The organism is Marinithermus hydrothermalis DSM 14884, from assembly GCF_000195335.1.
Classification (GTDB): domain Bacteria; phylum Deinococcota; class Deinococci; order Deinococcales; family Marinithermaceae; genus Marinithermus; species Marinithermus hydrothermalis.
The window spans coordinates 1234027-1255536 of sequence record NC_015387.1 but is presented as its reverse complement, the minus strand read 5'-3'; the positions used below and the strand labels follow the sequence as shown (position 1 = coordinate 1255536).

Sequence of the window (21510 nt, the reverse complement as noted above, 5' to 3'; positions counted from 1 at the left end):
AACGGGATTAAAACGCACGCCGGGACGTCCCGGCGTGCGGAACCGCTTAACCCAAGATCTTCAGCTCGTTCACCTTGTCCACGAGCTCCTGGACGTGCGCCGCGCTCCGCTGCAGCTCGGCGAGCTCGGCCTCGTTGAGCGGCACCTCCCAGATCTTCTCTACGCCGTTCTTGCCGAGCACCGCGAGCACGCCGACGAAGAGCCCCCGGATCCCGTACTCCCCGTTCAGGTACGCCGCGACCGGCAGGATGCGCTTGCGGTCCAGCAGGATCGCCTCCACCATCTCAAAGGTGGACGCCGAGGGCGCGTAGTAAGCCGAACCGGTCTTGAGGAGGTTCACGATCTCCGCGCCGCCGTTGCGCGTACGCTCCACGATCGCGTCGATGCGCTCCTTGGGCAGCACCTCCGGCAGCGGCACCCCGCCGACGGTGGTGAAGCGGGGCAGCGGCACCATGGTGTCGCCGTGCCCGCCCAGCACGAACCCCTGCACGTCTTCCACCGAGACCCCGAGCTCTTCCGCGATGAAGTACCGGTACCGCGCCGAGTCCAGCACCCCGGCCATGCCCATGATCTTGTGCTTCGGGGCCTGGGTGACCTCGGCGATCACGTAGGTGATGGCGTCGAGGGGGTTGGCCACCTGAATGATGATCGCCTCAGGCGCGTACTTCTTGATGTTCTCCGCCACCTGACGCGCGATCTTGCCGTTCGTCTCGATCAGGTCATCGCGGCTCATCCCCGGCTTGCGCGGCACGCCGGAGGTCGTCACCACGATATCCGACCCCGCGATCTCCGCGTAGTTGTTCGTACCGACGATCGTCACGTCGTTCAGCACCACGGGCCGGGCTTCGGATAGGTCCAGGGCCTTCCCCTGGGGCATCCCCTCCACGATGTCCACCATCACCACGTCGGCGAGTCCCGCCTCGGCGATGCGCATCGCGAGCGTAGCCCCTACGTTACCCGCACCGATAATGCTTACCTTTGGACGACCACTCAACGCCATAACTCAAACCTCCCACCCCATCTTACCCATACCCGGCCCAAAAGGAACGGGCGTAGGATAAAACCATGCCCCGCATCAGCCGCTACTACGATGTCAAGCGAGACGCCCAAGGCAACCGCTACCTCGAGGTCTACATCTCCGGCGTGCTCCTCCAGCGCCTCCCCCTCCTCAACAAGGGGACCGCCTTCACCAAGGAGGAACGCGAGCTTCTCGACCTCGAGGGCCTCCTGCCCCCTCACATCGCTACCCTCGAGGAGCAGAAGGAGCGCGTCTATCGGCGCTACCGCATGCAGGTGTCGAACCTGGAGAAGCACATCTACCTGCGGAGCTTGCAGGACCGCAACGAGGTGCTCTTTTACGCCTTGTTGGAGGAGCACCTCGAGGAGATGCTGCCCATCATCTACACTCCGACGGTGGGGGAGGCGGTCCGGGCGTTCAGCCACATCTACCGGCTGCCCCGGGGGCTCGCGGTCTCCACGGAGAACATCGATTCGGTCGAGGCGGTGCTGGCCAACGTGCCGTTCGACGACGTGCGGCTGGTGGTGGCGACCGACTCCTCCGCGATCCTGGGGATCGGGGACCAGGGGTTCGGCGGGATGGCCATCGCGATCGGGAAGCTCTCGATCTACACGGTGGCGGGCGGGGTTGCGCCGGACAAGACGCTCCCGGTGGAGCTCGACGTGGGCACCGATCGCGAGGACCACTTGAACGACCCCTTGTACCTGGGGGTGCGGCACAAGCGCCTCCGGGGCGAGGCGTACTACCGCTTCATGGACCGGTTCGTCGCGGCGCTTCGGGAACGGTACCCCCGGGTGATCGTGCAGTGGGAGGACCTCGCTAAGGACACGGCCTTCGCGGTCCTCGAGCGCTACCGGAAGGTGGTTCCCTCCTTCAATGACGACATCCAAGGCACGGGGGCGGTCGCGCTGGCGGGCGTGCTCGCGGCCTGCCGCTTGAAGGGGGAGCGCCTTCAGGACCAGACGATCGTAGTCTACGGCGCGGGCGCGGGCGGGATCGGGGTGGCCTGGGCGCTTCGCGAGGGGTTGAAGCGCGAGGGGCTCAGCGAGGCGGAGGCGCGCCGGCGGGTGTACGTGCTGGACTCCCGGGGGCTGTTGCTCGAGGGGCGCGCGATGGAGGCGTATAAGCGGCCGTACGCTCACGATCCGAGCTGGCTCCAGGGCTGGTCGTACGCCGGGGAGGCGCCGGGGCTTTTGGAGGTCATCCGGAACGCCGGCGCGACCGTGCTTTTGGGGCTTTCCGGCCAGGCCGCGAGCTTCAACGAGCCGGTGGTGCGCGCGATGCTGGCGAACACCGACCGGCCGGTGATCTTCCCGCTCTCCAATCCCACCAGCGCGGCCGAGGCCCTGCCCGAGGACCTGATCCGCTGGAGTGAGGGGCGGGCGATCGTGGCGACTGGGAGCCCCTTCCCTCCGGTAGCGTACGGGGGGCGGACCTACGCCATCGGCCAGGGCAACAACGCCTTTATCTTCCCGGGGCTGGGCTTTGGCGCGGTCCTTGCGCACGTCCGGGAGATCACGGACGAGATGGTTCTGGCCGCGGCCTACGCCCTCGCGCGCTTTTTGACTCCCGCGCACCTGGAGGCGGGCCTGGTCTACCCCTACATCCGCGAGCTGCGCGAGGCCAGCATCAAGGTCGCGGCCGCGGCGATCCAGCAGGCCCTTCAAGACGGGGTGGCCGAGGCCCTGGACCTGGAGGGCCGGAGCCTGGAGGACCTCGAGGCCTACGTGCGGGAGCGGTTCTGGTATCCTCGTTACCTGCCCTACGTTCGGGGGGTGCCTGAGAAGAGCTTGCAAGAAAAACGCTAAAGTATCCCTTGAAGACTGCGATCAGTTAACGATCGCGGAGGGGTACCACAATTTTGCGCCGATAGGCTTAAAAACCTTATAATTTTAGTGTCAATGGTCTGCCCTTGGGGGGTGGCATGGAGAAAAACCGTCCTGTGTACGTGATCTCGGTAGCGGCGGAGCTGGTGGAGATGCACCCGCAGACGCTGCGGTTATACGAGCGGAAGGGACTGATCAAGCCGCGGCGTTCGGCGGGGAAGACCCGGCTGTACTCGGAGCGGGACATCGAGCGGCTGCGGGAGATCCGGCGCCTGACGCAGGAGCTGGGGGTGAACCTCGCGGGGGTGGAGGAGATCATGCGGTTGCGCGAGGAGCTCGAGACCCTCCAAAACCGCTTCGAGCAGGAGGTGGAGCGCCTCAAGGCCGAGCTCGGCGAGCGCTTGCGCTCGCTCGAGACGCCGCCGGCCCTGCCCGCGCCGGACTCCACCCCGAAACGCCCCGAAAGCCCCAAGGACCGGCCCGTTTACGTGATCTCGGTAGCGGCGGAGCTGGTGGAGATGCACCCGCAGACGCTGCGGTTATACGAGCGGAAGGGACTGATCAAGCCGCGGCGTTCGGCGGGGAAGACCCGGCTGTACTCGGAGCGGGACATCGAGCGGCTCCGGGAGATCCGGCGCCTGACGCAGGAGCTGGGGGTGAACCTCGCGGGGGTAGAGGAGATCATGCGCTTGCGCGAGGAGCTCGAGACCCTCCAGAACCGCTTCGAGGCCGAGATCGCCCGCCTGAAGCTCCAGCTGCTGCAGACCTTTGAATCCAAGGAGGACGCGAAGGCCTCCCAAAAGGAAATGGGGTAAGCTCTAAGGCATGAAGCGGCACCTGGACGACCTGTTCGAGCTGCTCTCCATCCCCTCGGTTTCCGCGGATCCCGCCCACAAGGCCGACGTCCAGCGCGCGGCCGAGTGGCTCAAGGCCAAGCTCGAGGCCATCGGGTTTGCGGCCGAGATGGTGCCCACGGACGGGCACCCCATCGTGTACGCCGAGCGTATCGTGGACCCCAAGGCCCCCACGGTCCTCGTGTACGGGCATTACGACGTGCAGCCCCCGGACCCCCTCGAGCTTTGGGAGACCCCGCCGTTCGAGCCCACCGTGCGCGACGGGAAGCTCTACGCCCGGGGCGCTTCGGACGACAAGGGGCAGTTCTACGCGCACATCGCGGCTGTGAGCGACCTCGGCGCGGACCTTCCAGTAAACGTGAAGTTCGTGATCGAGGGCGAGGAGGAGATCGGCAGCCCGAACCTCGTGCCCTTCGTGCGGGCGCACGCCGCGCGCTTGGCGGCCGACGCGGTGGTGATCTCCGACTCCCCGATGTTCGCTCCGGGACTGCCCACCCTGACCTACGCCCTGCGGGGCCTGGCGTACCTCGAGGTCCAGATCGAGGGCGCGGCGCGCGACATGCACTCGGGCGCTTATGGCGGGGCCGTGCCGAACCCCGTGCACGCCGCGGCTTGGATGATCGCGAAGCTCAAGGACGAGGACGGCCGGATCCTGATCCCGGGCTTTTACGACAAGGTCCGGCCTCTCTCCCAAGGGGAGCGGCTCATGTGGCGCGAGCTGCCGTTTGACGAGGCGGAGTTCGCCCGCTCGGTCGGCGTGGAGGCTACGCCGGGCGAGCCCGGGTACTCCGTTCTCGAGCGCCGCTGGGCCCGGCCGACCCTGGACGTGAACGGGATCTGGGGCGGGTACCAGGGGGAGGGCGCGAAGACCGTGATCCCCGCGCGGGCCGGGTTCAAGTTCTCGATGCGTCTCGTGCCGGACCAGGACCCGGAGGAGGTGTACGCGATGACCGAGCGCTACCTCCAGGAGATCGCGCCGGAAGGGTACCGCGTCCGGATCCTCCGCCACCACGGCGGCCGTCCGGTCCTGGTCCTGATCGACTCGCCCCCGATGCAGGCCGCGGCCCGGGCGCTGGAAGCGGCCTGGGGACGGAAGACCGTCTTCACCCGCGAGGGCGGCTCGATCCCGATCGTGGCGGAGTTCCAGGACCTGCTCGGCGCGCCGGTGGTCATGATGGGGTTCGGTTTGAACGACGACAACCTCCACGCGCCGAACGAGAAGCTGGACCTGGTGAACTTCGAGAAGGCCGTGGAGGCCAGCCGCAACTTCCTGCGGATCCTCCCAGAGCACCTCGGCTAACCCCTGCTAGCGGTCCCGCCAATCCAAGGGCGGCATTTGCCGCCCTTTTTCACGTCCTGAACGCCCTTCGGCTGTGATAGGATGCGGAAGGAATAAGGAGGTTCACAATGCGGACGGAACCTGCGAAGCGCAGCAAGTACGGCAATACGTTTTCCGGTGGCCACCTCATCGGTGGGGAGGAGGTCTTCGCCGGACCCGAGTTCACCTCCCGCAACCCCAGCGACCTCGAGGACGTGGTGGGGGTCTTTCCCGAAGCGGACAAGGCCACGGTGCGCCAAGCGGCCTTGGCGGCCCGGGAGGCGTTCGAGGCCTGGTCCCGCACGCCCGCTCCGGTCCGCGGCGCGGTACTCGCGAACCTCGCGCGGATCCTCGAGCGGGAGAAGGAGACCCTGGCCCGGCTCATGACCCGCGAGGTCGGCAAGTCCCTGAAAGAGGCGCGGGGAGACGTACAGGAAGCGATCGACACCGCGATCTTCTTCGCTTCTGAGGGGCGCCGCCTCTACGGCCAGACCGTGCCCAGCGAGATGCGCAACAAGGAGCTCTACACCTTCCGCCGTCCCCTCGGCGTGGTGGGAATGATCACCGCGGGGAACTTTCCCATCGCGGTGCCGAGCTGGAAGCTGATCCCGGCCGTACTCACCGGGAACACCGTGGTGTGGAAGCCTTCCGAGGACGCTCCGGTGCTCTCCTACGTCTTCGCCAAGCTCTTCGAGGAGGCGGGCCTGCCCCCCGGCGTGATCAACGTGGTCTTCGGGTTCGGTAAGGACTCCGCGGGGCAGTACCTCGTCGAGCTGATGGACGAGGGCCTCCTCAACAAGTTCGCCTTCACCGGATCGACCGCCGTGGGCCGTTGGATCGGGGAGGTCGCCGGGCGCAACCTGATCCGGGCCACCCTCGAGCTGGGGGGGAAGAACCCGCTCGTGGTGATGCGCGACGCGGACTTGGACAACGCCGTGGAAGGCGCGTTCTTCTCCGCCTTCGCGACCGGAGGCCAGCGCTGCACCAGCGCGGGCAACATCATCGTGGACGCCCCCATCTACGAGGAGTTCAAGCGCCGCTTCCTGGAGCGGGTTGAAGCGACCGTCGTGGGCAACCCCGTGCTGTACGAGGACGTGCACTACGGGCCGTTCTTTAACGAGCGCTTCCTCAACCGTTGGCTCGAGCACTACGACTGGGCCGCGAAGGACGGGGCAACGCTGCTCGTGGGTCAGCGGCGCATCACCTCGGACAACCCCTACCCGCACTTTAGGGGCGACCCGGACGCGGGGTGGTTCGGCTGGCCGACCGTCTGGGAGGCCCGGCCGGGCATGCGCCAGACCCAAGAGGAGATCTTCGGGCCGACGGTGAACCTGATCCGGGTGGACGGGATCGATGAGGCGATCCAGGTGGCGAACGACCACCCTTACGGCCTGTCGAGCGCGATCTACACCAACAACCGCATGTGGGCCTACCGCTTCAAGACCGAGATCAAGGCCGGGATGACGAACATCAACAACACCACGGTTGGTGCGGAGGCGCACATGCCCTTTGGGGGGGTGCGCGCGAGCGGAAACGGCGGGCGCGAGTCCGGGGTGTGGGTGATCGAGGAGTACACCTACTGGCAAGCGGTCAACGACGAGTTCTCGGGCAAACTGCAACTCGCGCAGATGGACACCGAGTACACCCGCCCCAAGGAGGGGGTGAACTGGCGGGAGGTGCTGGGCCTTTAGGCTACCCTTCCGCGAGGTCCGCTGCTTCCAGAGCGAAGGTGTCCTTGATGAGGGGGGTGGAGAGCACCACCGAGGTGCGCGTGGGCCCGAACAGGCTGAGCTGCTGGATGATCCGTTGGAGGTGCGGGATCGACCGGGCCACGACCCGCGCCACGAAGGAGTGTTCCCCGGTCACGAAGTAGCACTCGCGCACCTCCAGGGTTTTCTCGGCGTACTCGAGCACCTTGGCGTACTGGCCGGGGGTGGTGGTGAGCTCGATCAGGGCGTTGACCGTGTACCCGAGAGCGGCGGGATCCACGCGGGCCGCGTACCCGGTGATGATGCCGGCGTCCTCGAGGCGGCGCACCCGTTCGGCGACGGCCGGCGCGGAGAGGCCCACGCGCCGGCCGAGCTCGCTGTAGGAGAGCCGGGCGTCGTGTTGCAGTTCCTTGAGGATCGCGAGCCCGACCTCATCCAGATATTTTTGGGCATCGAAAGGCATACCGAAAATATACTTTACAAACTCAAGGGATGCACAGGGGTTTACTTTTATTTTCGCATTCCGTTTCGCGTCCGCACATCTTAATGTAGAAGTCAAGGGGGAATCGGTATGGTCATCGGAGTACCGAAGGAGATCAAGACCTTGGAGAACCGGGTAGCGCTGACGCCGGGCGGCGTAGAGAGCCTGGTGCGGCGGGGGCACACCGTCCTTGTGGAGCGGGGCGCGGGAGTGGGCAGCGGCATTAGCGACGCCGAGTACGAGGCGGCCGGCGCCCAGCTAGTCGAGGCCGCGGAGGCCTGGGGCGCGGAGCTCGTGGTGAAGGTCAAGGAGCCGCTGCCCGAGGAGTACCCCTACCTCCGTGAGGACCTCGTGCTCTTCACCTACCTGCACCTCGCGGCGGACGAGGCGCTGACCCGGGCCCTGCTCGAGGCCGGCACCGCGGCGATCGCCTACGAGACCGTGCAGCTCGCGAACGGCGCGCTGCCGCTACTGACCCCGATGAGCGAGGTCGCCGGCCGGATGGCGACCCAGGTGGGCGCGCACTTCCTGGAGAAGTCCCAGGGGGGCCGGGGCGTGCTCCTTGGGGGCGTGCCCGGGGTGCCGCCGGCCTCGGTGGTGATCCTGGGCGGCGGCACGGTCGGGACGAACGCGGCCAAGATCGCCCTGGGCATGGGGGCGCAGGTCACGATCCTCGACGTGAACCACGCGCGTTTGCAGTACCTGGATGATGTGTTTGGAGGGCGGATCATCACCGTGACCTCGAACGAAGCCAACATCAAACGGGCGGTACAGCACGCGGACCTCTTGATCGGCGCGGTCCTGATCCCCGGAGCCAAGGCACCCAAGCTGGTGACGCGCGAGATGCTGCCCACGATGAAGGAAGGCGCGGTCATCGTGGACGTGGCGGTGGACCAGGGCGGGTGCGTGGAGACGATCCGCCCCACGACGCACGCGGACCCGACCTACGTGGTGGATGGGGTCGTGCACTACGGGGTGGCGAACATGCCCGGGGCGGTCCCGCGCACCTCTACCTTTGCCCTGACCAACCAGACGCTGCCCTACCTCCTGCGCCTCGCGGAGAAGGGTCTAAACGCCCTCAAGGAAGACCCGGCCCTCCTCAAGGGCCTGAACACCCTGGCCGGACGGGTCACGCACCCAGCGGTAGCCGAGGCCTTCAGCCTGGCCTACACCCCGCCGGACGAGGCGCTCGCGGCGCACGCCTAAACCTCGACCACGCGCCCTTCCCGTCGCGCAGCCTCGGCCGCGAAAGCCATGCGGTGGCTCTCGAGGGACTCCTCGAGGGCCGTGGGCGCCGCCCACCCCGTCTCGCCGGCCTTGAGGCGGCGGAGGCGCTCTAAAAAATCCGCCATCAATCCCTCGTCCCCGCCGGCGTGGCGCCCCACGGCGGGGACGGTCAGCACCTCGCGGGTCCCGCGTGTAAAATCCATCACCTCGATCTCACCGCGCCCCAGATGCCCCCGCACCTCCCCGTGGGTGCCCATGAGATGCACGGTCCGGGTGTTCGCCTCGGTAAAAGCGGAGACGGTCAGGGTCGCGCACACCCCGTTCGCGAACTCGAGGGCCACCACCTGGTGCTCGGCCACGTCGTTGTCCAACCGGTAGACGCAGCGGCCGTACGGGCCGCGCTCGAGGGCCCGGCGTACGCTTTGGGGCGTGGGGCGGGGCGTGAGCACGGTGTTCGGCCACTCGGCCTGTCCCCCGAACCGCTCGAGGTAGATCCGGATCGCGGAGTACGGGCAGGTGCGTTCCACGGGACAGCCGTCCGTGCAGCGAGGAGGCGCGCCGGGAGGGGCGTGCTCGCGCCTAAAGTGCACCCGTCCACCGAACGCGCTCACGCGGCGGCAGGGGCTTTGCGCGAACCAGCGGAGGAGGTCGAGGTCGTGGCAGGCCTTGGCCAGGAGCATGAAGCTGGCGGTGGTCTCGCTGCGCCAGTTGCCGCGCACGTAGGCGTGCGCGAAGTGCCAGTACCCGATGTTCTCGGTGTGCTGGATGGTCGCGAGGTGGCCGAGGCGGCCCTCGTCCAGCAGGCGCTTGATCGTGCGGAAGAACGCGGTGTACCGCAGCACGTGAGCCACCGTGACCCGGCCCGCGTGCCTTCGAGCCGCGCGGGCCAAGGCCTCGAGGGCCGCGGGGGTCGGCGCGATGGGCTTCTCCAGGAGGATCGCGTACCCCAGCGCGAGGGCCTGGAGGGCAGGCCGGACGTGCGCGCGGTCGGGAGTCGCGAGGATCAGCCCGTCCGCCAGGCGCCCCTCGGCGAGCAGCTCCCGCCAGTCCGCAAAGCAGCGGGCGGGCGGGAGCCCGTGCTGCGCGGCCAGGCGCGCCCGGCGCGCGGGGTCCGGCTCGGCCACCGCGACGATGCGGGCCGCCTCGGGGTGCTCGAGCACGTACCGTCCGTACACGTCCGCCCCGCGGTTGCCCGCCCCGATGAGGGCCAGCGTTACCGGTTCGTTTGGGGTGTTGCTGTGCATCTGGATTCGCGTACCCTCATTGTACGCGAGCGGGCGGCGTGCTTTAGGCTAGGGGTACGCCACGGGAGGCACGGCATGCGCGAACAAAAAACCGCGGACGTGTTGGTGATCGGGGCCGGCATCATCGGTGCGGCTACCGCCTTTCGGCTCGCGGAGCGGGGGCTGTGCGTCGCTTTGCTCGAGGCCCAGGCCGCCCCGGCCATGGGGTCCACCGGCCGGAGCGCCGCGGGGGTGCGGGTGCAGTTCACCGAGGCGGTCAACGTACGCCTCAGCTGGGAGAGCATCCAGGAGTACCGCGCGTTCCCGGAACTGTACGGGGAGGACGCCGGGTACCGCCCGATCGGGTACCTCTTCTTGGTCCCGGAGGCGGCCTGGGCCCGGCACCAGGCGGGGGTGGCCCTCCAGCGCCGGCTGGGCGCGCCGGTCGAGGTGCTCCCGCCTGAGGAAGCGCAAGCCATCGTGGAGTTTGTCCCCGAGGGGATCGCCGGGGCCACCTACGGCCCCGCGGACGGGGTGGTGGACCCGCACCGCGTCACGCACACCTACCTGCGCCTGGCTCGCGCCCGGGGGGCCAGGCTGTACCTGGAGACCCCCCTCCTCGAGGCGCGGCACGCGCAGGGCGTGTGGCGCGCGCGGACCCCCCACGGCTGGTTCGAGGCTCCCTACATCGTGAACGCCGCGGGCGCCTGGGCGGGGGAGGTCGCCCGGCGTGCGGGCCTCGAGGTCCCCGTCTGGCCGGTGCGCCGCGTGGTTTTCGTCACGGGGCCGCTCTCCGAGCCGCACGCCTACCCCCTCACCGTGGACCTCGCCTCCGGCGTGTACTTCCGCAGCGAAGGCGAACGCCTGCTGTTTGGGCGCTCGAACCCCGCGGAGCCCCCGGGGTTTCGCGAGGGCGTGGACTGGGCGTGGCTCGAGCCCACGCTGGAGGTGGCCCTGGCGCGGTTCCCGTGGTTTGCCGGGCTTTCCCTGGACCGCCGCGCTTGCTGGTGGGGGTACTACGAGGTCACCCCGGACCACAACCCCATCCTGGGGCGCATGCCGGGGGTGCCGGGGTGGGTGAACGCCGCGGGGTTCTCCGGCCACGGCGTGCAGCAGGCCGCGGCTGTGGGGCGGGTGATCGCGGAGGAGGTCGTGGACGGGCGGGCCCACAGCATCGACGTGGACCCGCTGCGCTACGAGCGCTTCCATACCGGGAACACCCGCCTGGAAGCGCACATCGTTTAACGCGCCTTCAGCACCCGCTTCCCCACGTACTCCGCGACCGCCTCGGGCAGGTGCACGTTGCCCTCCGCGTCCTGGTTGTGCTCCAAAAGCGCCGCGATCACGCGGGGAAGGGCGAGGCCCGAGCCGTTCAGGGTATGCACGAACTGAGGCTTGCCGCCCGGCTCGCGGAAGCGAAGGTTCATCCGGCGGGCCTGGTAGGCCTCGAAGTTCGAGACCGAGCTGACCTCGAGCCACCGCCCCTGCCCAGCGCTCCAGACCTCGAGGTCGTACTTCTTCGCCTGGGCGAACCCCATGTCCCCGGTGCACATGAGGAGCCGCCGGTAGGGCAGGCCCAGCAGCTCGAGGAGTTCCTCGGCCTCGCGCGTGAGCCACTCGAGGGCCTCGTACGAACGGTCCGGGTGCTCGAAGACCACCATCTCCACCTTGTCGAACTGGTGGAGGCGGTTGAGGCCGCGCACGTCCTTGCCGTAACTGCCGGCCTCCCGGCGGAAGCAGGGGGTGTAGGCCGCGTACTTTAGGGGAAGGGCCTCGGCCGGGAGGATCTCGTCGCGGTGCAGGTTGGTGACGCTGGTCTCGGCGGTGGGGATCAGGTAGAACCCGTCCGAGACCTCGTACATCTGGCCTTCCTTGTCCGGGAGCTGGGCGGTGCCTATGGCGGAGGCGCGGTTCACCAGGAGGGGGGAGTGCACCTCCGTGAAGCCGCGCTCGGCGTGGAAGTCGAGGAAGAGCTGGACCAGGCCGCGCACGAGCCGGGCCCCGTCCCCCACGAAGAAGGGAAAGCCGGAGCCCGTGACCTTCGCGCCCCGCTCGAAGTCCACGAGACCCAGCGTCCGGGCCAGTTCCCAGTGCGGCTTAGGTTCGAAATCAAACCCCGGCGGCTCCCCCCAGGTCTTGACCACCTGGTTCCCCGTCTCGTCCGCGCCTTCCGGCACCGAGGGGTGGGGGAGGTTCGGGATCTGGAGGAGCGCCTCGCGCAGCCGTTCCGCGACCGTGCGCTCCTCGGCCTCGAGGGCCTTGATCTCGCTAGCGAGCCGGCCGGCCGCCTCGAGAATCTCGCGTGCGTCCTCGCCCTGGGCCTTGCGGCGGCCGACCTCCTTGGCCAGACGCTTTTGCTCGGCCCGCTGCGCCTCGAGGGTGCGTAGGATCTGGCGGCGGCGGGCGTCGAGCTCGAGCACCGCCTCCACGAGCGGCAACGCCTCCAGCTCGCCTTTCTTGCGGATGCCTTCCTTGACCTGTTCGGGGTGTTCGCGAATGAACTTGATGTCCAGCATGGTGTTACTCGATCACGCGCGGAACCTTGAAGAAGCCGTCCTCTGCCTCTACCGCGACGCTCAGGGCCTCGGCCTGCGCGAGGCTTTCCCGCGCCTCGTCGGCGCGCATCCGGTTCTCGAGCGGCACCGGCCGCGCCATCTCCTCGAGGCCGTCCGTGTCGAGCGCGGAGATCTTCTCGAAATAGCCCAGGATACGTCCCAGGTCCTCTTGCATCCGGGCTTCTTCCTCCGGAGTGAGCTGGATCCGGGAGAGCCGCTCTAGGTGTCGGATGAGTTCCGGCGTAACCTCCATGCTCCCTAGCTTACCAGTTCCGCGAGGGCCCAGAGGAGCGGCGCGAGGGCCAGGGCAGGGAGGAAGGAGGCCACCCGGATGCGCGTGAGTTCGAGGAGGTTCAGCCCGAGCCCTAGGATCATCAGCCCGCCCACCCCCGTGACCACAAGGACCCGGGGGTCGGTGGCGGGATCGGGCAGTAAAGCGGCGACGCTCGCGGCCGCGAGGGAGATCCCGCCCTGGTAGAGAAGGATGACCAATACGCTAAACCCTACCCCAACCCCGAAAGCGCTAGTGAGCGCGACGGCACTCAGTCCGTCCAGCGTAGCCTTGATCATGAGGAGGGTGTCGTCCCCCAAAAGCCCGTTCTCTATGCTTCCGATCAGCGTCAGGGGCCCCACGCAGAAGAGGAGGCTGGCGGTAACGAACCCTTCCGTGAAGCGCCCGCCGCCCTGGAAGCGGGTTTTGAGGGCGTGGCCGAGCCGCTCGAGGCCGTCCTCGAGCCGCCCCCACTCTCCGAGGAGCCCGCCGAGCACGAGGGCCACGAGGCCGATGATCAGGCCGTCCACCGTCCCGCCTTGGACGCGGTTGAGTGCTCCGGCGAGGGTGAACCCGATGAACAGCGTGGTGAGCCCCACGCCCTGGACCATGATCCGCCGCAGGCGCTCGGGGAGCCGCCCGGCGAGCGCGAGCCCTACGAGCGTGCCCGCGAGCACGGTGGCCGCGTTGATCCAGGTGCCGCTGGTGCGCTCCCAGAATCCGAGCTCCATGCCGCAATTGTAGTACGGGCGGTGCGCTGTGGCCTTGGGGGTTTTTCCGAGCAAGTACCCGCCAGCGGTTAGGGTAAACCCTGGGCCATCGCCGCGTTTCCCTGCCGTGGCCACTCCGTGCCTTGTGGATTCCTGTGGCGGTGATGACCTTGAATGAGCGATAATTAAATATCTTTGGTTTTATTCTTAATTTATAATTAGCCGGCGGCTCTTTTGGGGCGCAAGCCCGCGCTTCACGCGCCGTAAGCCTTCGCGTCGCTGCGGGGCCGCGAAACCCGAAGCAAGAAGAGTACGAACTGTAAGTTGCTAACCTACAGCAAGCCGCGCACCTGTGGTATAAGCCGTAACTAGCATGAACCCGACGGTGCGCATCGAACCCTCCGCGGACGGGAGCCTAACCGCCTACCACGGGCTTTACAACGAATACTTTCACTCCAAGCACGGCGCCCTGTCCCAAGCCCGCCAGGTCTACCTCGAGGGCACCGAGACGCACCGGCACCCGGAGCCCCACGTTCTCGAGGTGGGGTTCGGCCTGGGCCTGAACTTCCTGGTGACCCTCCAAAACGCGCGTCAACGAGGCGCGGTGCTTTCCTACCTAGCTTACGAGAAGGACCCGGTTCCCCTTCCCCTCCTCGAGGCCTTCCAGCACGGCCTTTCGGGCGTGGAGGACGCCTGGGAGGCGTTGCTCGCCGCCTGGGAGAGCCCAGAGGGGTTCGTGCTGCAAGGGGTGGATTTCCGCCTCGAGGTGTGTTTTCGCGATGTGCGGCAGGTGCGTTTCCCGGAGGGGTGGGCCAGCGCGATCTACCTGGATCCCTTCAGCCCCCGCACGAACCCGGAGCCCTGGGCCGCGGAGGTGCTCCAGGGCCTCTTCCACGCGGCCCGGCCCGGCGCGCTGCTCGCCACCTACTCGGTCGCGGGGCAGGTGCGTCGCGACCTGGCCGCGGCTGGATTCACGGTGACCAAGGTCCCTGGCGTCCTAGGGAAACGGGAGTGGCTGCGGGCTACGAAACCGGAGGCATGTACCGCTCGAGAAGCGCCTCCCGAGTGAGGTACACCAAGCGCGCCTCACCGGAGGGCACCCGTCCTCGGTACAGCCACGCGAACCAGCGGCCCGCCCAAGCGGCTACCAGCCGCTCCACCAGGGGCAGAGGAGCAGTCTCGAACCCCAGCCGCCGCGCGCCGGGGAGTAGGACGCTCTTACCGTAGACCAGCCGCACCTCCGGATCCTCGAGGAGCAGGCGCGCCACCTCTACCAACCCCCGGCGTACTTGGCGGGCGGCCTGGAAGGGCCCTAGCGCGCTGATCCGGGCGGACTCCAGGTGAATCTCAAAGGCCGGAGCACCCTGAGGGATGCCCGGCAGGGGCGGCCCGTCGTACGGTCGCTTCTCGACGCGCAGCACGTCGAACGGTCCCAGCCCCACGCGCACCGTGTTGCGGCGGCGGTCGAACCGCTCCTCGCTCCCCTGCAACCCGCGCTGTAGTCCCTCCCGGAAGCCCAGGGCGTGCGGCCGCAACTCCTCCAGCGTGACCGCCGCGTACCCTAGGGCCCGTAGGCGCGGCAGGAGGTGCGCCAAAAGCGCTAGGGTCCGCTCGGGGCCATCGTGCAGCAGCACGATCGATCCGGGCTTCACGTAGCGCAGCACGCGCTCAGCGAGCCGTTGGGGGTCTTGCTCGAGCCAGTCCTGGGACTCCACGTCCCACAGCACCACGCGTTTTCCGGCGAGCCGCGCGAAAAGGCGCGTGAAGGGGGAATGGATCCCCCAGGGCGGGCGGTATAGGGAGTAGGGCAGTCGCCGGATATGGACCCACTCGGTCCACGGCATCATGAACAGGGCAGGCCGGTGCCAGTACCCGTGCGAGGCCAGCTGGTGTCCCCCCTCCCGGATGCGCTGGAGGAGGTCAGGGTGGCGTTCAGCTCGTGTGCCCGTGACGAAGAAGGTGCCACGCGCGCCGTGGCGCTCCAGCAGCTCGAGGAGCTCGAGCGTGACGGGGGAGGGACCGTCGTCGAAGGTCAGCGCGACCTTGGGGGTGGTGCGCGCGGCGTGGGCGAGCGCACCCCACCCCATCCAGCGGAACAAGAGGTCCGTGAGCGCGTACAGGAGGAGGATGCCGAGCCACCACACCATCAGCGCCTCCGCAGGTAGATCAGGTAGAAGAGGGCTACGATCAAGTACACGGACGCGCCGAGCTCGAAGGGCGCCGTGACCCCCAGCGCCGTCCAGGCAAGGCCGCCCAAGGCAGGCCCGACGGCGAACCCCAGCCCTTCGAAGGTCATGAGCGCCCCCCAGGCTGCGGCGCGGTTGTGCTCCGGTAGCGTGCGCACGACGAGCCCGCCCCAGCTCGGCACCATCAGGGCGTACCCCAGCCCTCCCAGTGCGGCGATCAAAAGGTAAAGCGGCAGCGGCGGCATGCGCGCCAGGAGGAGCAGGGTGATGGCGTTCAGGCTGATCCCGACGATGAGGGGCCACTTGGGGCCGTACCGGTCGGCGAGTCGCCCCGCGGGCTGCAGCAACCCGTAGGCGACGAGCCCCCCGACCGCGATCACCAACCCCACCCACAGGGGGGAGAGGCCCGCGTATTTGGCGAACGGGAACAGGATGGGCGCGAGAAGGCCCGGGGCAAGGGTTTGCGCGAACGCGGCGGGGAACAGGGAAACGAGGCGCCCCCACGGGTAGCGGGGGCGTGTCGGGGGGGCCGGGCGCGCCTCGCCGCGCACGCGGAGCACGCTCAACGCCAGGACTGCGGCGATAGCCTGTGCTCCCAGCACAAGGGTGAAGGCTGTGCGCGGGCGTGTATCGGCGAAGTACGCCGTCGCGAGGGCCCCCAGGCCGATGAACGGCGCGAGGAGCATGTGGGCCAGCCCAATGGAGCGCGCGTCCGCGCCGGGCTTACTCGCGCGGCTAGCGAGCGTCATGACGCCGGGCCACATGGGCATGATGGCGAGCCCGTGCAGCAGCGCCAACCCCCAAAGGAGCCCCCCGACCTTGGCCTCCGGAACCCAAAGCACCACCGCCAACCCTACCAGCGCTCCCGTGCCGACCACCCACCCCACACCGAACCGGTCGCTGAGGTACCCCCCGAAGCTGCGACCGAAGGTGTCCCCCAGGTAGTGCAGCGAGACCGCAACCCCCACCACGCCCAGGTTCAGCCCGAGGCGTTCCGGCGCCACGAGCGGCAACAACCCCGCGTACAACCCGCTCCTGGCGAACTCCACAAGCCCAAGCGCCAAGAGGAAGCGGAGCAGAACCCCTACCTGACCGCTCCGCCACGGGAGTAAACGATGCACGCCTAGAGTATACCGGGCAGGTAGAGTAAGAGGCGTGCGGATCTCTGTGGTCATTCCGGCCCGAAACGAGGAGGCCTGGCTGCCCCATACCCTCGAGGCCCTGGCCCGCCAGACCCGGCGGCCGGACGAGGTGATCGTCGTGGACAACGCCAGCACGGACCGCACCGCCCGCATCGCTCGGGACTGGGGGGCGCGCGTGCTGCGTTGCGATACTCCCGGCGTGGCCTACGCCCGGCAGGCGGGCCTCATGGCCGCCCGTGGCGCGTGGGTCGTCACCACGGACGCGGACTCGCTGCCGTTGCCGCACTGGCTCGAGGCGCTCGAGCGCCGTATGCCGGGCAGCGTCGCGCTTTACGGTCCACTGCGTTTTTACGGGGTCCGCGGGTGGGAGGCCTGGCTTTCGGACGTGGGGTACCGGGGGTTCGTGCACGTGATGCGGCTCGCAGGGCGCCCAAACCTCGCAGGCGCGAACATGGCGTTTGAGCGGGCCGCGGCCCTCGAGGTGGGGGGGTACCCCGAGGTGCCCGCGCGGGAGGACGTGCTGTTAGGGTGGCGTCTGGCGAAGCGGGGGCGGGTACGGTACGTGCCGGAGGCGCTGGTACTGACCTCCGCCCGCCGGCTCCGCCGGGGATGGGGGCATTTTCTCTGGCAGCAGCTTAAAAACCTCGCCGGGAGGACGGATACGTATTTTCAGGAAGACGCGGGAAAGGAAAGATGAGCCGTTTGGGCTCGGCGCGCAGGATCTCCCGTGCTTCCTCGTAGGTCGCGACGATCTCTTCCGCGATGCGGGCGCTGCTTCGAGCCGTGGCGAAGGCGCGCGCCTTCTGGCTGAACCGTTGCCGACGGGCCTCATCCTGAAGCAGGTCCACCGCGCGTGCCGCGAGGGCCGCCGCGTCGTGGGGCGGCACCAGGTACCCGCTCACGCCGGACTGCACGCCCTCGAGTACACCTTCCGCGCCGACCGCGACCACGGGCACTCCCATGGCCTGCGCTTCCCACAACACCAGCCCTTGGGTTTCCGTGGCGCTCGCGAAGAGGAACACCTCCGCGAGGCGGTAGTACCCCCCGATGGCGTGGTACGGGACGGGGCCCAGGAAGGTGACGTGCTCGAGAATCCCGAGCTCTGCAGCGAGTTGCTTGAGCGCCTCCTCCTCGGGGCCCTCACCGATCAACACCAGGTGCGCGTCCACGCTGCGCCGGATCTCGCGGAAGGCGTGGAGCACCACGTCCACGCTTTTTTCCTTGCCCAGCCGGCTGACCGTTAAGAGCCGGCGTGCGCCTGGGGGCCAGGGGGAGGGCGGGGTGGGAGCGCGTTCTAGGATCTCGGTGTCGATCCCGGTGGGGATGACTTGAATGGGGCGCTCGATGCCGTAGGACTCCGCGAGCGCCTTAACGGGTTGGGTGGGGGCGATGACCACGTCCGCGCGGTTATAAAACGCCCGCGCCAGCCGGGGCACGATGTGCGTGAACCGGTCCAGGAACGCGAGCCCCGGCACGTAGTGCGCGTACTTTTCGTAGTGCGTGTGGAAGGTGGATACGTGGGGGATCTCGTGCTTGTTGGCCAGGTGGAGCCCCCATACCCCCAGGTTGAGCGGCGTGTGGGTGTGGATCACCTCGAACTCGGTGGGGAGGTGCTTCGTGCTGGGCAGCGCGATCCGGTGCCGCTCGTAGAAGGGGTACGGGAGGCTCTGGACGCGCACCACCCCCTCCTCCCGCTCCGGAGCGTCCGGGAACCAGGGGGCGATCACCCACGCCTCGTGCCCCATCCGCCTGAGCTCCCGGCACAGCAGGTACACGCTGGTGGAGACGCCGTTCAGGTTGGGCAGGTACACGTCGGTGAACAGGCCCACTCGGTACAACCGCACTGTCCCCATGATAGCATGGTTCGATGAAGGCCGTAGTGCTCACGCCGTTTCCTCCCGACCGCCTTGTGGGCGGGGAGGAACTCCATACCCGGGAGCTCGCCCGGGTCCTCGAGCGCGCGGGCCTCGAGGTCTCCGTGCGTCATCCCGCGAGCCCCGCGGAGGCCACGGACCTCCTCGTGCTAAACGGAGGATCCGGCAGCGTAGCGCTGCGGGCTGGGCATTGGGTGAAGCGCGCCCGACATATCTGGGTCGTCCCGCACAACTCCTGGCCCACCGCGAGCCGCATGAACCACCCGGTTTGGCTCCGGCCCGTAGGGAGGGGGGTGAGCGCGGCCCTGCGGCGCGCCTTTCTCCGCCTCGAGCGGCGCGGCGCGGTCTTCATCGCGGTTTCCGAGGCTAATCGGGAGGAACTCGCGCGGGACTTTGGCGTACGGGCCGTGGTGATCCCGAACGCGGTGCACCTGCCGGAACCTCCAGGTCCTTTGCCCCGGGCGGTGCGTACGGCGCGCGAGCGCTACCCCCTTGTGGGGGCTTTCGTAGGGCGTTGGGACGCGCAGAAGAATCCTGCGGTCCTGCGGGCGATGGTGCGCGCGATGCCGGAAGGCGTGGGACTGGTCTTCGTGAGCGCGCCCAGCGGAGTGCACCAGCGGGCGTTCTGGCCTCCCCTGCGCCATCCGCGCCTCGCGTGGGTGGGACCGTTGCGCCGGGAAGAGGTGCACGCCGTGTACCGCAGCGTGGACTTCGTGCTTTTCCCCAGCCGGTACGAGTCCTTTGGGTACGTGGTGGCCGAGGCTGCCGCTTGTGGGACCTTGCCTTTCGCCACCCCCACCGGCGTAGCGGCCGAGATGGCCCGGGACCCGTTCCTCGCGGAGTGCGTGATTCGCGTACCGCCCTACGGGAACGAGCCGGTCCAGGCGGTTTGGGCGCGCATCCAGCGGCTGATGACCCCAGCAGCGCGTACGGTCAAACAAGCGCGGTTGCGGCATTTTGCCGCGCGGTTTCGCCCCGAACGCTGGGAAGGCATGATCCGAGATCTTCTCGAGCGCACCCTAGCCGTGGAGCGCGGCGGGGCTTAGGAGGGCCTGCCGCACTTCCGTCGCGATGCGGGGCAGCGCGCCGGGGGGGCCGATGCGAGCGCGACCCGCGGTCCGAGCGCGCTCGAGGGCTTCGGGATCCCGCCACAAGGCGCGAGCTGCAGCGGCGATCCGCTCGGGGTCCGGCGGGCACAGGGTGAGGGCCGCACCCAAGAGGCGTTGCTGCCGTTCGGCAAAAGCACGCGTGTACTGCGGTCCCGGGGTAGGGAACCCCAGGATGGGGACCCCGAGCCCCGCGGCCTGCTCGTTCGCCGTACCGGCGGTGCCCAGGGCCAGGGCGGCGCTATGCAGGATGGCCGAGAACGCGCCGCGCATCACCCAGGCGTGCCGCCCATCGCGCTCCAAGCGCAGCACCCCCTCGCGAACCTGGCGCGCGCGCCATCCGGGACACGCCGGCAGCGCCGCGAGGGGCAGCCCCCACGCCACGAACGCCTCGAACTCATCCAACCGATAGGCGGCCTCCAGCATACGCGGCAGGCTGAACGCCACATCCCGCCGCGTCCCCGGCAGCAGCGCGAGCACCGGCCGTCCATCGCGTAGCGGCTCGAGGTCCTGCTCCGGGGGGGGCAGAACGTCCATGGCGAAGCTCCCGTAGAACCGGGCGGTGCGCACCCCGAGCCGCTGAAGACGCGCTGCGCTGGGCGCGTCGCGCACGTACACCGCCCGCGCGTACCGTTGGAGGTGCCGCTCGAACGGGGTAAAATCGTCCGCGCCCAGCTGATTCAGGTGCCGAAGGCGCGAAAACCAGGAGCGCCCCTCGACGTAATACGCGGAAACCAGGGGTTGCAGGTGAAATAACGGCCGGCCCCGGCCGGCCCGCACCCCCACCCAAAGGGCGTACGCGTCCCCCACCACAACGACGGCGGCGGCTGCGCGGGCCGCCGCGCGGGCCGCACGCCACTGGGCGAGCGACGTGGAGATCAAGCCGGCGCGCAGGTCCGCAGCGAGGTTCGCCAGGCTCCCGAAGGGAAAGCCGCCCGAGGGCAAGGTAGCGCGCGGGCCGAGCACCGCCTCCGCCGCGCCTTCATAAGCCCGGCCGTTCCCGACCAGGGGCAGCGCGAGCGTGGGCAGGCCGAGCTGCCGAGCGAGGGCCGCGCCGATCAGGTCCTCGGCGTTCCCGTTGGAGATGATCAGCACCCTGGGGGGGTGCGTCCCTAGCCCTAGCCCCACGCGACTTAGTCTAACCTTGTTCCCGGTAAAATGACGGGCGTGGAACTCGGCATCGTAACGGACTCCGCAAGCGAACTGAGCGTTGAGATGGCGGCCGAGTGGGGCGTGGGCATGGTGCCGCTGTACATCACCCTGGACGGGCAGCGGTACCGCGACCGCGTGGAGCTTTCCCCAGAGGCGCTGGTTGCGGCCCTACGCCGCGGCGCCCAGCCCACCACGAGCCCCCCCGAGATCGAGGACTTCGTGGAGGTGTACCGGCGGTACCTGAAGCACTACGACTACCTGATCTCCATCCACCTTTCCGGAGCGCTCTCCGAGACCGTCCAGCGGGCCCAGGCGGCCGCGGAGCAGGTCGCCCCGCACCGCATCCGGGTGATCGACAGCCGCGCCGTTTCTGGAGGGCTGGGGGCTTTGGTGCTCCAAGCCGCCGAGTGGATCCGGGAAGGCCGGGAGCTCGAGGAGGTGCTGCAGGGGGTAGAGGAGATCCGCGAACGCTCCCGCTTCTTCTTCACCGTAGCGGACCTCGAGCACCTGGTGCGCGGCGGGCGGTTGCCTCGAGTGGGGCAGGCGCTGGGAGAGTGGCTCGGGTTGCGTCCCATGCTCACCATGGAGAAGGGACGCCTCAAGCTCTTGCGGCCGGTGCGGGACGGCAACCAGCCCCAAGCGTTGGCGCAGGCCGTCGCGCGGAGCTTCCCAGGGCGCGCTTTGCGGGTCACCATTACCGTGGCGGACACTTCGCGCGAGCCGGTCGAGGCGATCAAGCAAGCCCTGACCGCGAGCGGCGCCCGCATCGAGAAAGGGCGCGTGACGCGCATGGGCGGCGTGGCCGGCAGCCATACCGGTCCTGGGGCGCTGGCCGTGCACGCCTACCCCGTCTCGTAA

General features: G+C 68.7%; 20 protein-coding genes. 10 read left to right on the top strand and 10 right to left on the bottom strand.

Features of this window, described 5'->3' with window-relative positions:
• Nucleotides 1–46 precede the first annotated feature (46 nt).
• A complete protein-coding gene (mdh, locus tag MARKY_RS06305; RefSeq protein ID WP_013704046.1) occupies nt 47–1000 on the bottom strand; it encodes a malate dehydrogenase in 954 nt (317 codons plus the stop codon).
• 65 nt (nt 1001–1065) lie between these two features.
• Between mdh and MARKY_RS06300 the strand changes: the two genes are divergently transcribed.
• From MARKY_RS06300 to MARKY_RS06285, 4 genes are all read left to right on the top strand, one after another.
• Entirely contained in the window at nt 1066–2826 is a 1761-nt protein-coding gene (locus MARKY_RS06300; protein ID WP_013704045.1) for an NAD-dependent malic enzyme, read from the top strand.
• A 116-nt stretch (nt 2827–2942) separates the two neighbouring features.
• Nucleotides 2943–3659 (top strand): heat shock protein transcriptional repressor HspR, fused homodimer type, encoded by a 717-nt coding sequence (hspR, locus tag MARKY_RS06295; RefSeq protein WP_013704044.1) that lies wholly within the window; start codon nt 2943–2945, stop codon nt 3657–3659.
• A 10-nt stretch (nt 3660–3669) separates the two neighbouring features.
• A complete protein-coding gene (locus tag MARKY_RS06290) occupies nt 3670–4998 on the top strand; it encodes a dipeptidase (protein ID WP_013704043.1) in 1329 nt (442 codons plus the stop codon).
• A 107-nt stretch (nt 4999–5105) separates the two neighbouring features.
• Entirely contained in the window at nt 5106–6707 is a 1602-nt protein-coding gene (locus MARKY_RS06285) for an aldehyde dehydrogenase family protein (protein ID WP_013704042.1), read from the top strand.
• Between the two features lies 1 nt (nt 6708).
• On the opposite strand, the gene MARKY_RS06280 is transcribed toward MARKY_RS06285, so the two are convergent.
• Nucleotides 6709–7188, bottom strand: a complete 480-nt coding sequence (locus MARKY_RS06280) for an Lrp/AsnC family transcriptional regulator (RefSeq protein WP_013704041.1) — start codon at nt 7186–7188, stop codon at nt 6709–6711.
• A gap of 108 nt (nt 7189–7296) precedes the next feature.
• Between MARKY_RS06280 and ald the strand changes: the two genes are divergently transcribed.
• On the top strand, nt 7297–8412 hold the full coding sequence (gene ald / locus MARKY_RS06275; RefSeq protein WP_013704040.1) for an alanine dehydrogenase: 1116 nt from the start codon (nt 7297–7299) through the stop codon (nt 8410–8412).
• Here the strand turns inward: ald and MARKY_RS06270 are convergent.
• Nucleotides 8409–9677, bottom strand: a complete 1269-nt coding sequence (locus MARKY_RS06270) for a Gfo/Idh/MocA family protein (RefSeq protein ID WP_013704039.1) — start codon at nt 9675–9677, stop codon at nt 8409–8411. The two genes, ald and MARKY_RS06270, sit on opposite strands and share 4 nt — an antisense overlap.
• A gap of 75 nt (nt 9678–9752) precedes the next feature.
• Between MARKY_RS06270 and MARKY_RS06265 the strand changes: the two genes are divergently transcribed.
• Entirely contained in the window at nt 9753–10901 is a 1149-nt protein-coding gene (locus MARKY_RS06265; protein ID WP_013704038.1) for an NAD(P)/FAD-dependent oxidoreductase, read from the top strand.
• Here MARKY_RS06265 and serS read toward each other — a convergent pair.
• Genes serS through MARKY_RS06250 form a run of 3 tightly spaced genes read right to left on the bottom strand, consistent with a single transcriptional unit; the run spans nt 10898 to nt 13213 of the window.
• A complete protein-coding gene (gene serS, locus MARKY_RS06260) occupies nt 10898–12172 on the bottom strand; it encodes a serine--tRNA ligase (RefSeq protein ID WP_013704037.1) in 1275 nt (424 codons plus the stop codon). The two genes, MARKY_RS06265 and serS, sit on opposite strands and share 4 nt — an antisense overlap.
• Nucleotides 12173–12176: 4 nt before the next feature.
• The gene (gene gatC, locus MARKY_RS06255) at nt 12177–12464 is read right to left on the bottom strand and encodes an Asp-tRNA(Asn)/Glu-tRNA(Gln) amidotransferase subunit GatC (RefSeq protein ID WP_013704036.1); all 288 of its coding nucleotides are present in this window, start codon (nt 12462–12464) and stop codon (nt 12177–12179) included.
• 5 nt (nt 12465–12469) lie between these two features.
• Complete coding sequence (locus tag MARKY_RS06250; protein WP_041657872.1) at nt 12470–13213, bottom strand: DUF554 domain-containing protein; 744 nt, start codon at nt 13211–13213, stop codon at nt 12470–12472.
• Between the two features lie 352 nt (nt 13214–13565).
• Here MARKY_RS06250 and mnmC2 point away from each other — a divergent pair, with 352 nt between their 5' ends.
• Nucleotides 13566–14261: a tRNA (5-methylaminomethyl-2-thiouridine)(34)-methyltransferase MnmC2 gene (mnmC2, locus tag MARKY_RS06245; RefSeq protein WP_013704034.1), complete on the top strand. Its 696-nt coding sequence runs from the start codon at nt 13566–13568 to the stop codon at nt 14259–14261.
• On the opposite strand, the gene MARKY_RS06240 is transcribed toward mnmC2, so the two are convergent.
• Nucleotides 14215–15339 carry a polysaccharide deacetylase family protein gene (locus tag MARKY_RS06240; protein WP_013704033.1) on the bottom strand — a complete coding sequence of 375 codons (1125 nt, stop codon included), beginning with the start codon at nt 15337–15339 and terminating at the stop codon, nt 14215–14217. The genes mnmC2 and MARKY_RS06240 overlap by 47 nt on opposite strands.
• Complete coding sequence (locus tag MARKY_RS06235; RefSeq protein WP_013704032.1) at nt 15339–16499, bottom strand: MFS transporter; 1161 nt, start codon at nt 16497–16499, stop codon at nt 15339–15341. Before MARKY_RS06235 ends, MARKY_RS06240 begins: the two co-directional genes overlap by 1 nt.
• A gap of 34 nt (nt 16500–16533) precedes the next feature.
• Here MARKY_RS06235 and MARKY_RS06230 point away from each other — a divergent pair, with 34 nt between their 5' ends.
• Nucleotides 16534–17217 (top strand): glycosyltransferase family 2 protein, encoded by a 684-nt coding sequence (locus MARKY_RS06230; RefSeq protein WP_013704031.1) that lies wholly within the window; start codon nt 16534–16536, stop codon nt 17215–17217.
• Here MARKY_RS06230 and MARKY_RS06225 read toward each other — a convergent pair.
• Nucleotides 17156–18364 carry a glycosyltransferase family 4 protein gene (locus MARKY_RS06225; RefSeq protein WP_041657870.1) on the bottom strand — a complete coding sequence of 403 codons (1209 nt, stop codon included), beginning with the start codon at nt 18362–18364 and terminating at the stop codon, nt 17156–17158. The genes MARKY_RS06230 and MARKY_RS06225 overlap by 62 nt on opposite strands.
• A 23-nt stretch (nt 18365–18387) precedes the next feature.
• Between MARKY_RS06225 and MARKY_RS06220 the strand changes: the two genes are divergently transcribed.
• Nucleotides 18388–19440 (top strand): glycosyltransferase family 4 protein, encoded by a 1053-nt coding sequence (locus MARKY_RS06220; protein WP_013704029.1) that lies wholly within the window; start codon nt 18388–18390, stop codon nt 19438–19440.
• On the opposite strand, the gene MARKY_RS06215 is transcribed toward MARKY_RS06220, so the two are convergent.
• Complete coding sequence (locus MARKY_RS06215) at nt 19414–20628, bottom strand: lipid-A-disaccharide synthase-related protein (RefSeq protein ID WP_013704028.1); 1215 nt, start codon at nt 20626–20628, stop codon at nt 19414–19416. The genes MARKY_RS06220 and MARKY_RS06215 overlap by 27 nt on opposite strands.
• Nucleotides 20629–20658: 30 nt before the next feature.
• On the opposite strand from MARKY_RS06215, the gene MARKY_RS06210 reads away from it, so the two are divergent.
• Nucleotides 20659–21510, top strand: a complete 852-nt coding sequence (locus MARKY_RS06210; RefSeq protein ID WP_013704027.1) for a DegV family protein — start codon at nt 20659–20661, stop codon at nt 21508–21510.

Bases quoted from the DNA above. Each gene is read 5' to 3' on its own strand.
- MARKY_RS06270 (WP_013704039.1), bottom strand. From the start codon at position 9,677: ATGCACAGCAACACCCCAAACGAACCGGTAACGCTGGCCCTCATCGGG.
- MARKY_RS06280 (WP_013704041.1), bottom strand. From the start codon at position 7,188: ATGCCTTTCGATGCCCAAAAATATCTGGATGAGGTCGGGCTCGCGATC.
- MARKY_RS06220 (WP_013704029.1), top strand. From the start codon at position 18,388: ATGAAGGCCGTAGTGCTCACGCCGTTTCCTCCCGACCGCCTTGTGGGC.
- MARKY_RS06285 (WP_013704042.1), top strand. From the start codon at position 5,106: ATGCGGACGGAACCTGCGAAGCGCAGCAAGTACGGCAATACGTTTTCC.
- MARKY_RS06210 (WP_013704027.1), top strand. From the start codon at position 20,659: ATGACGGGCGTGGAACTCGGCATCGTAACGGACTCCGCAAGCGAACTG.
- MARKY_RS06290 (WP_013704043.1), top strand. From the start codon at position 3,670: ATGAAGCGGCACCTGGACGACCTGTTCGAGCTGCTCTCCATCCCCTCG.
- mnmC2 (WP_013704034.1), top strand. From the start codon at position 13,566: ATGAACCCGACGGTGCGCATCGAACCCTCCGCGGACGGGAGCCTAACC.
- ald (WP_013704040.1), top strand. From the start codon at position 7,297: ATGGTCATCGGAGTACCGAAGGAGATCAAGACCTTGGAGAACCGGGTA.
- MARKY_RS06300 (WP_013704045.1), top strand. From the start codon at position 1,066: ATGCCCCGCATCAGCCGCTACTACGATGTCAAGCGAGACGCCCAAGGC.
- serS (WP_013704037.1), bottom strand. From the start codon at position 12,172: ATGCTGGACATCAAGTTCATTCGCGAACACCCCGAACAGGTCAAGGAA.
- MARKY_RS06250 (WP_041657872.1), bottom strand. From the start codon at position 13,213: ATGGAGCTCGGATTCTGGGAGCGCACCAGCGGCACCTGGATCAACGCG.
- MARKY_RS06240 (WP_013704033.1), bottom strand. From the start codon at position 15,339: ATGGTGTGGTGGCTCGGCATCCTCCTCCTGTACGCGCTCACGGACCTC.
- MARKY_RS06265 (WP_013704038.1), top strand. From the start codon at position 9,753: ATGCGCGAACAAAAAACCGCGGACGTGTTGGTGATCGGGGCCGGCATC.
- hspR (WP_013704044.1), top strand. From the start codon at position 2,943: ATGGAGAAAAACCGTCCTGTGTACGTGATCTCGGTAGCGGCGGAGCTG.
- mdh (WP_013704046.1), bottom strand. From the start codon at position 1,000: ATGGCGTTGAGTGGTCGTCCAAAGGTAAGCATTATCGGTGCGGGTAAC.
- gatC (WP_013704036.1), bottom strand. From the start codon at position 12,464: ATGGAGGTTACGCCGGAACTCATCCGACACCTAGAGCGGCTCTCCCGG.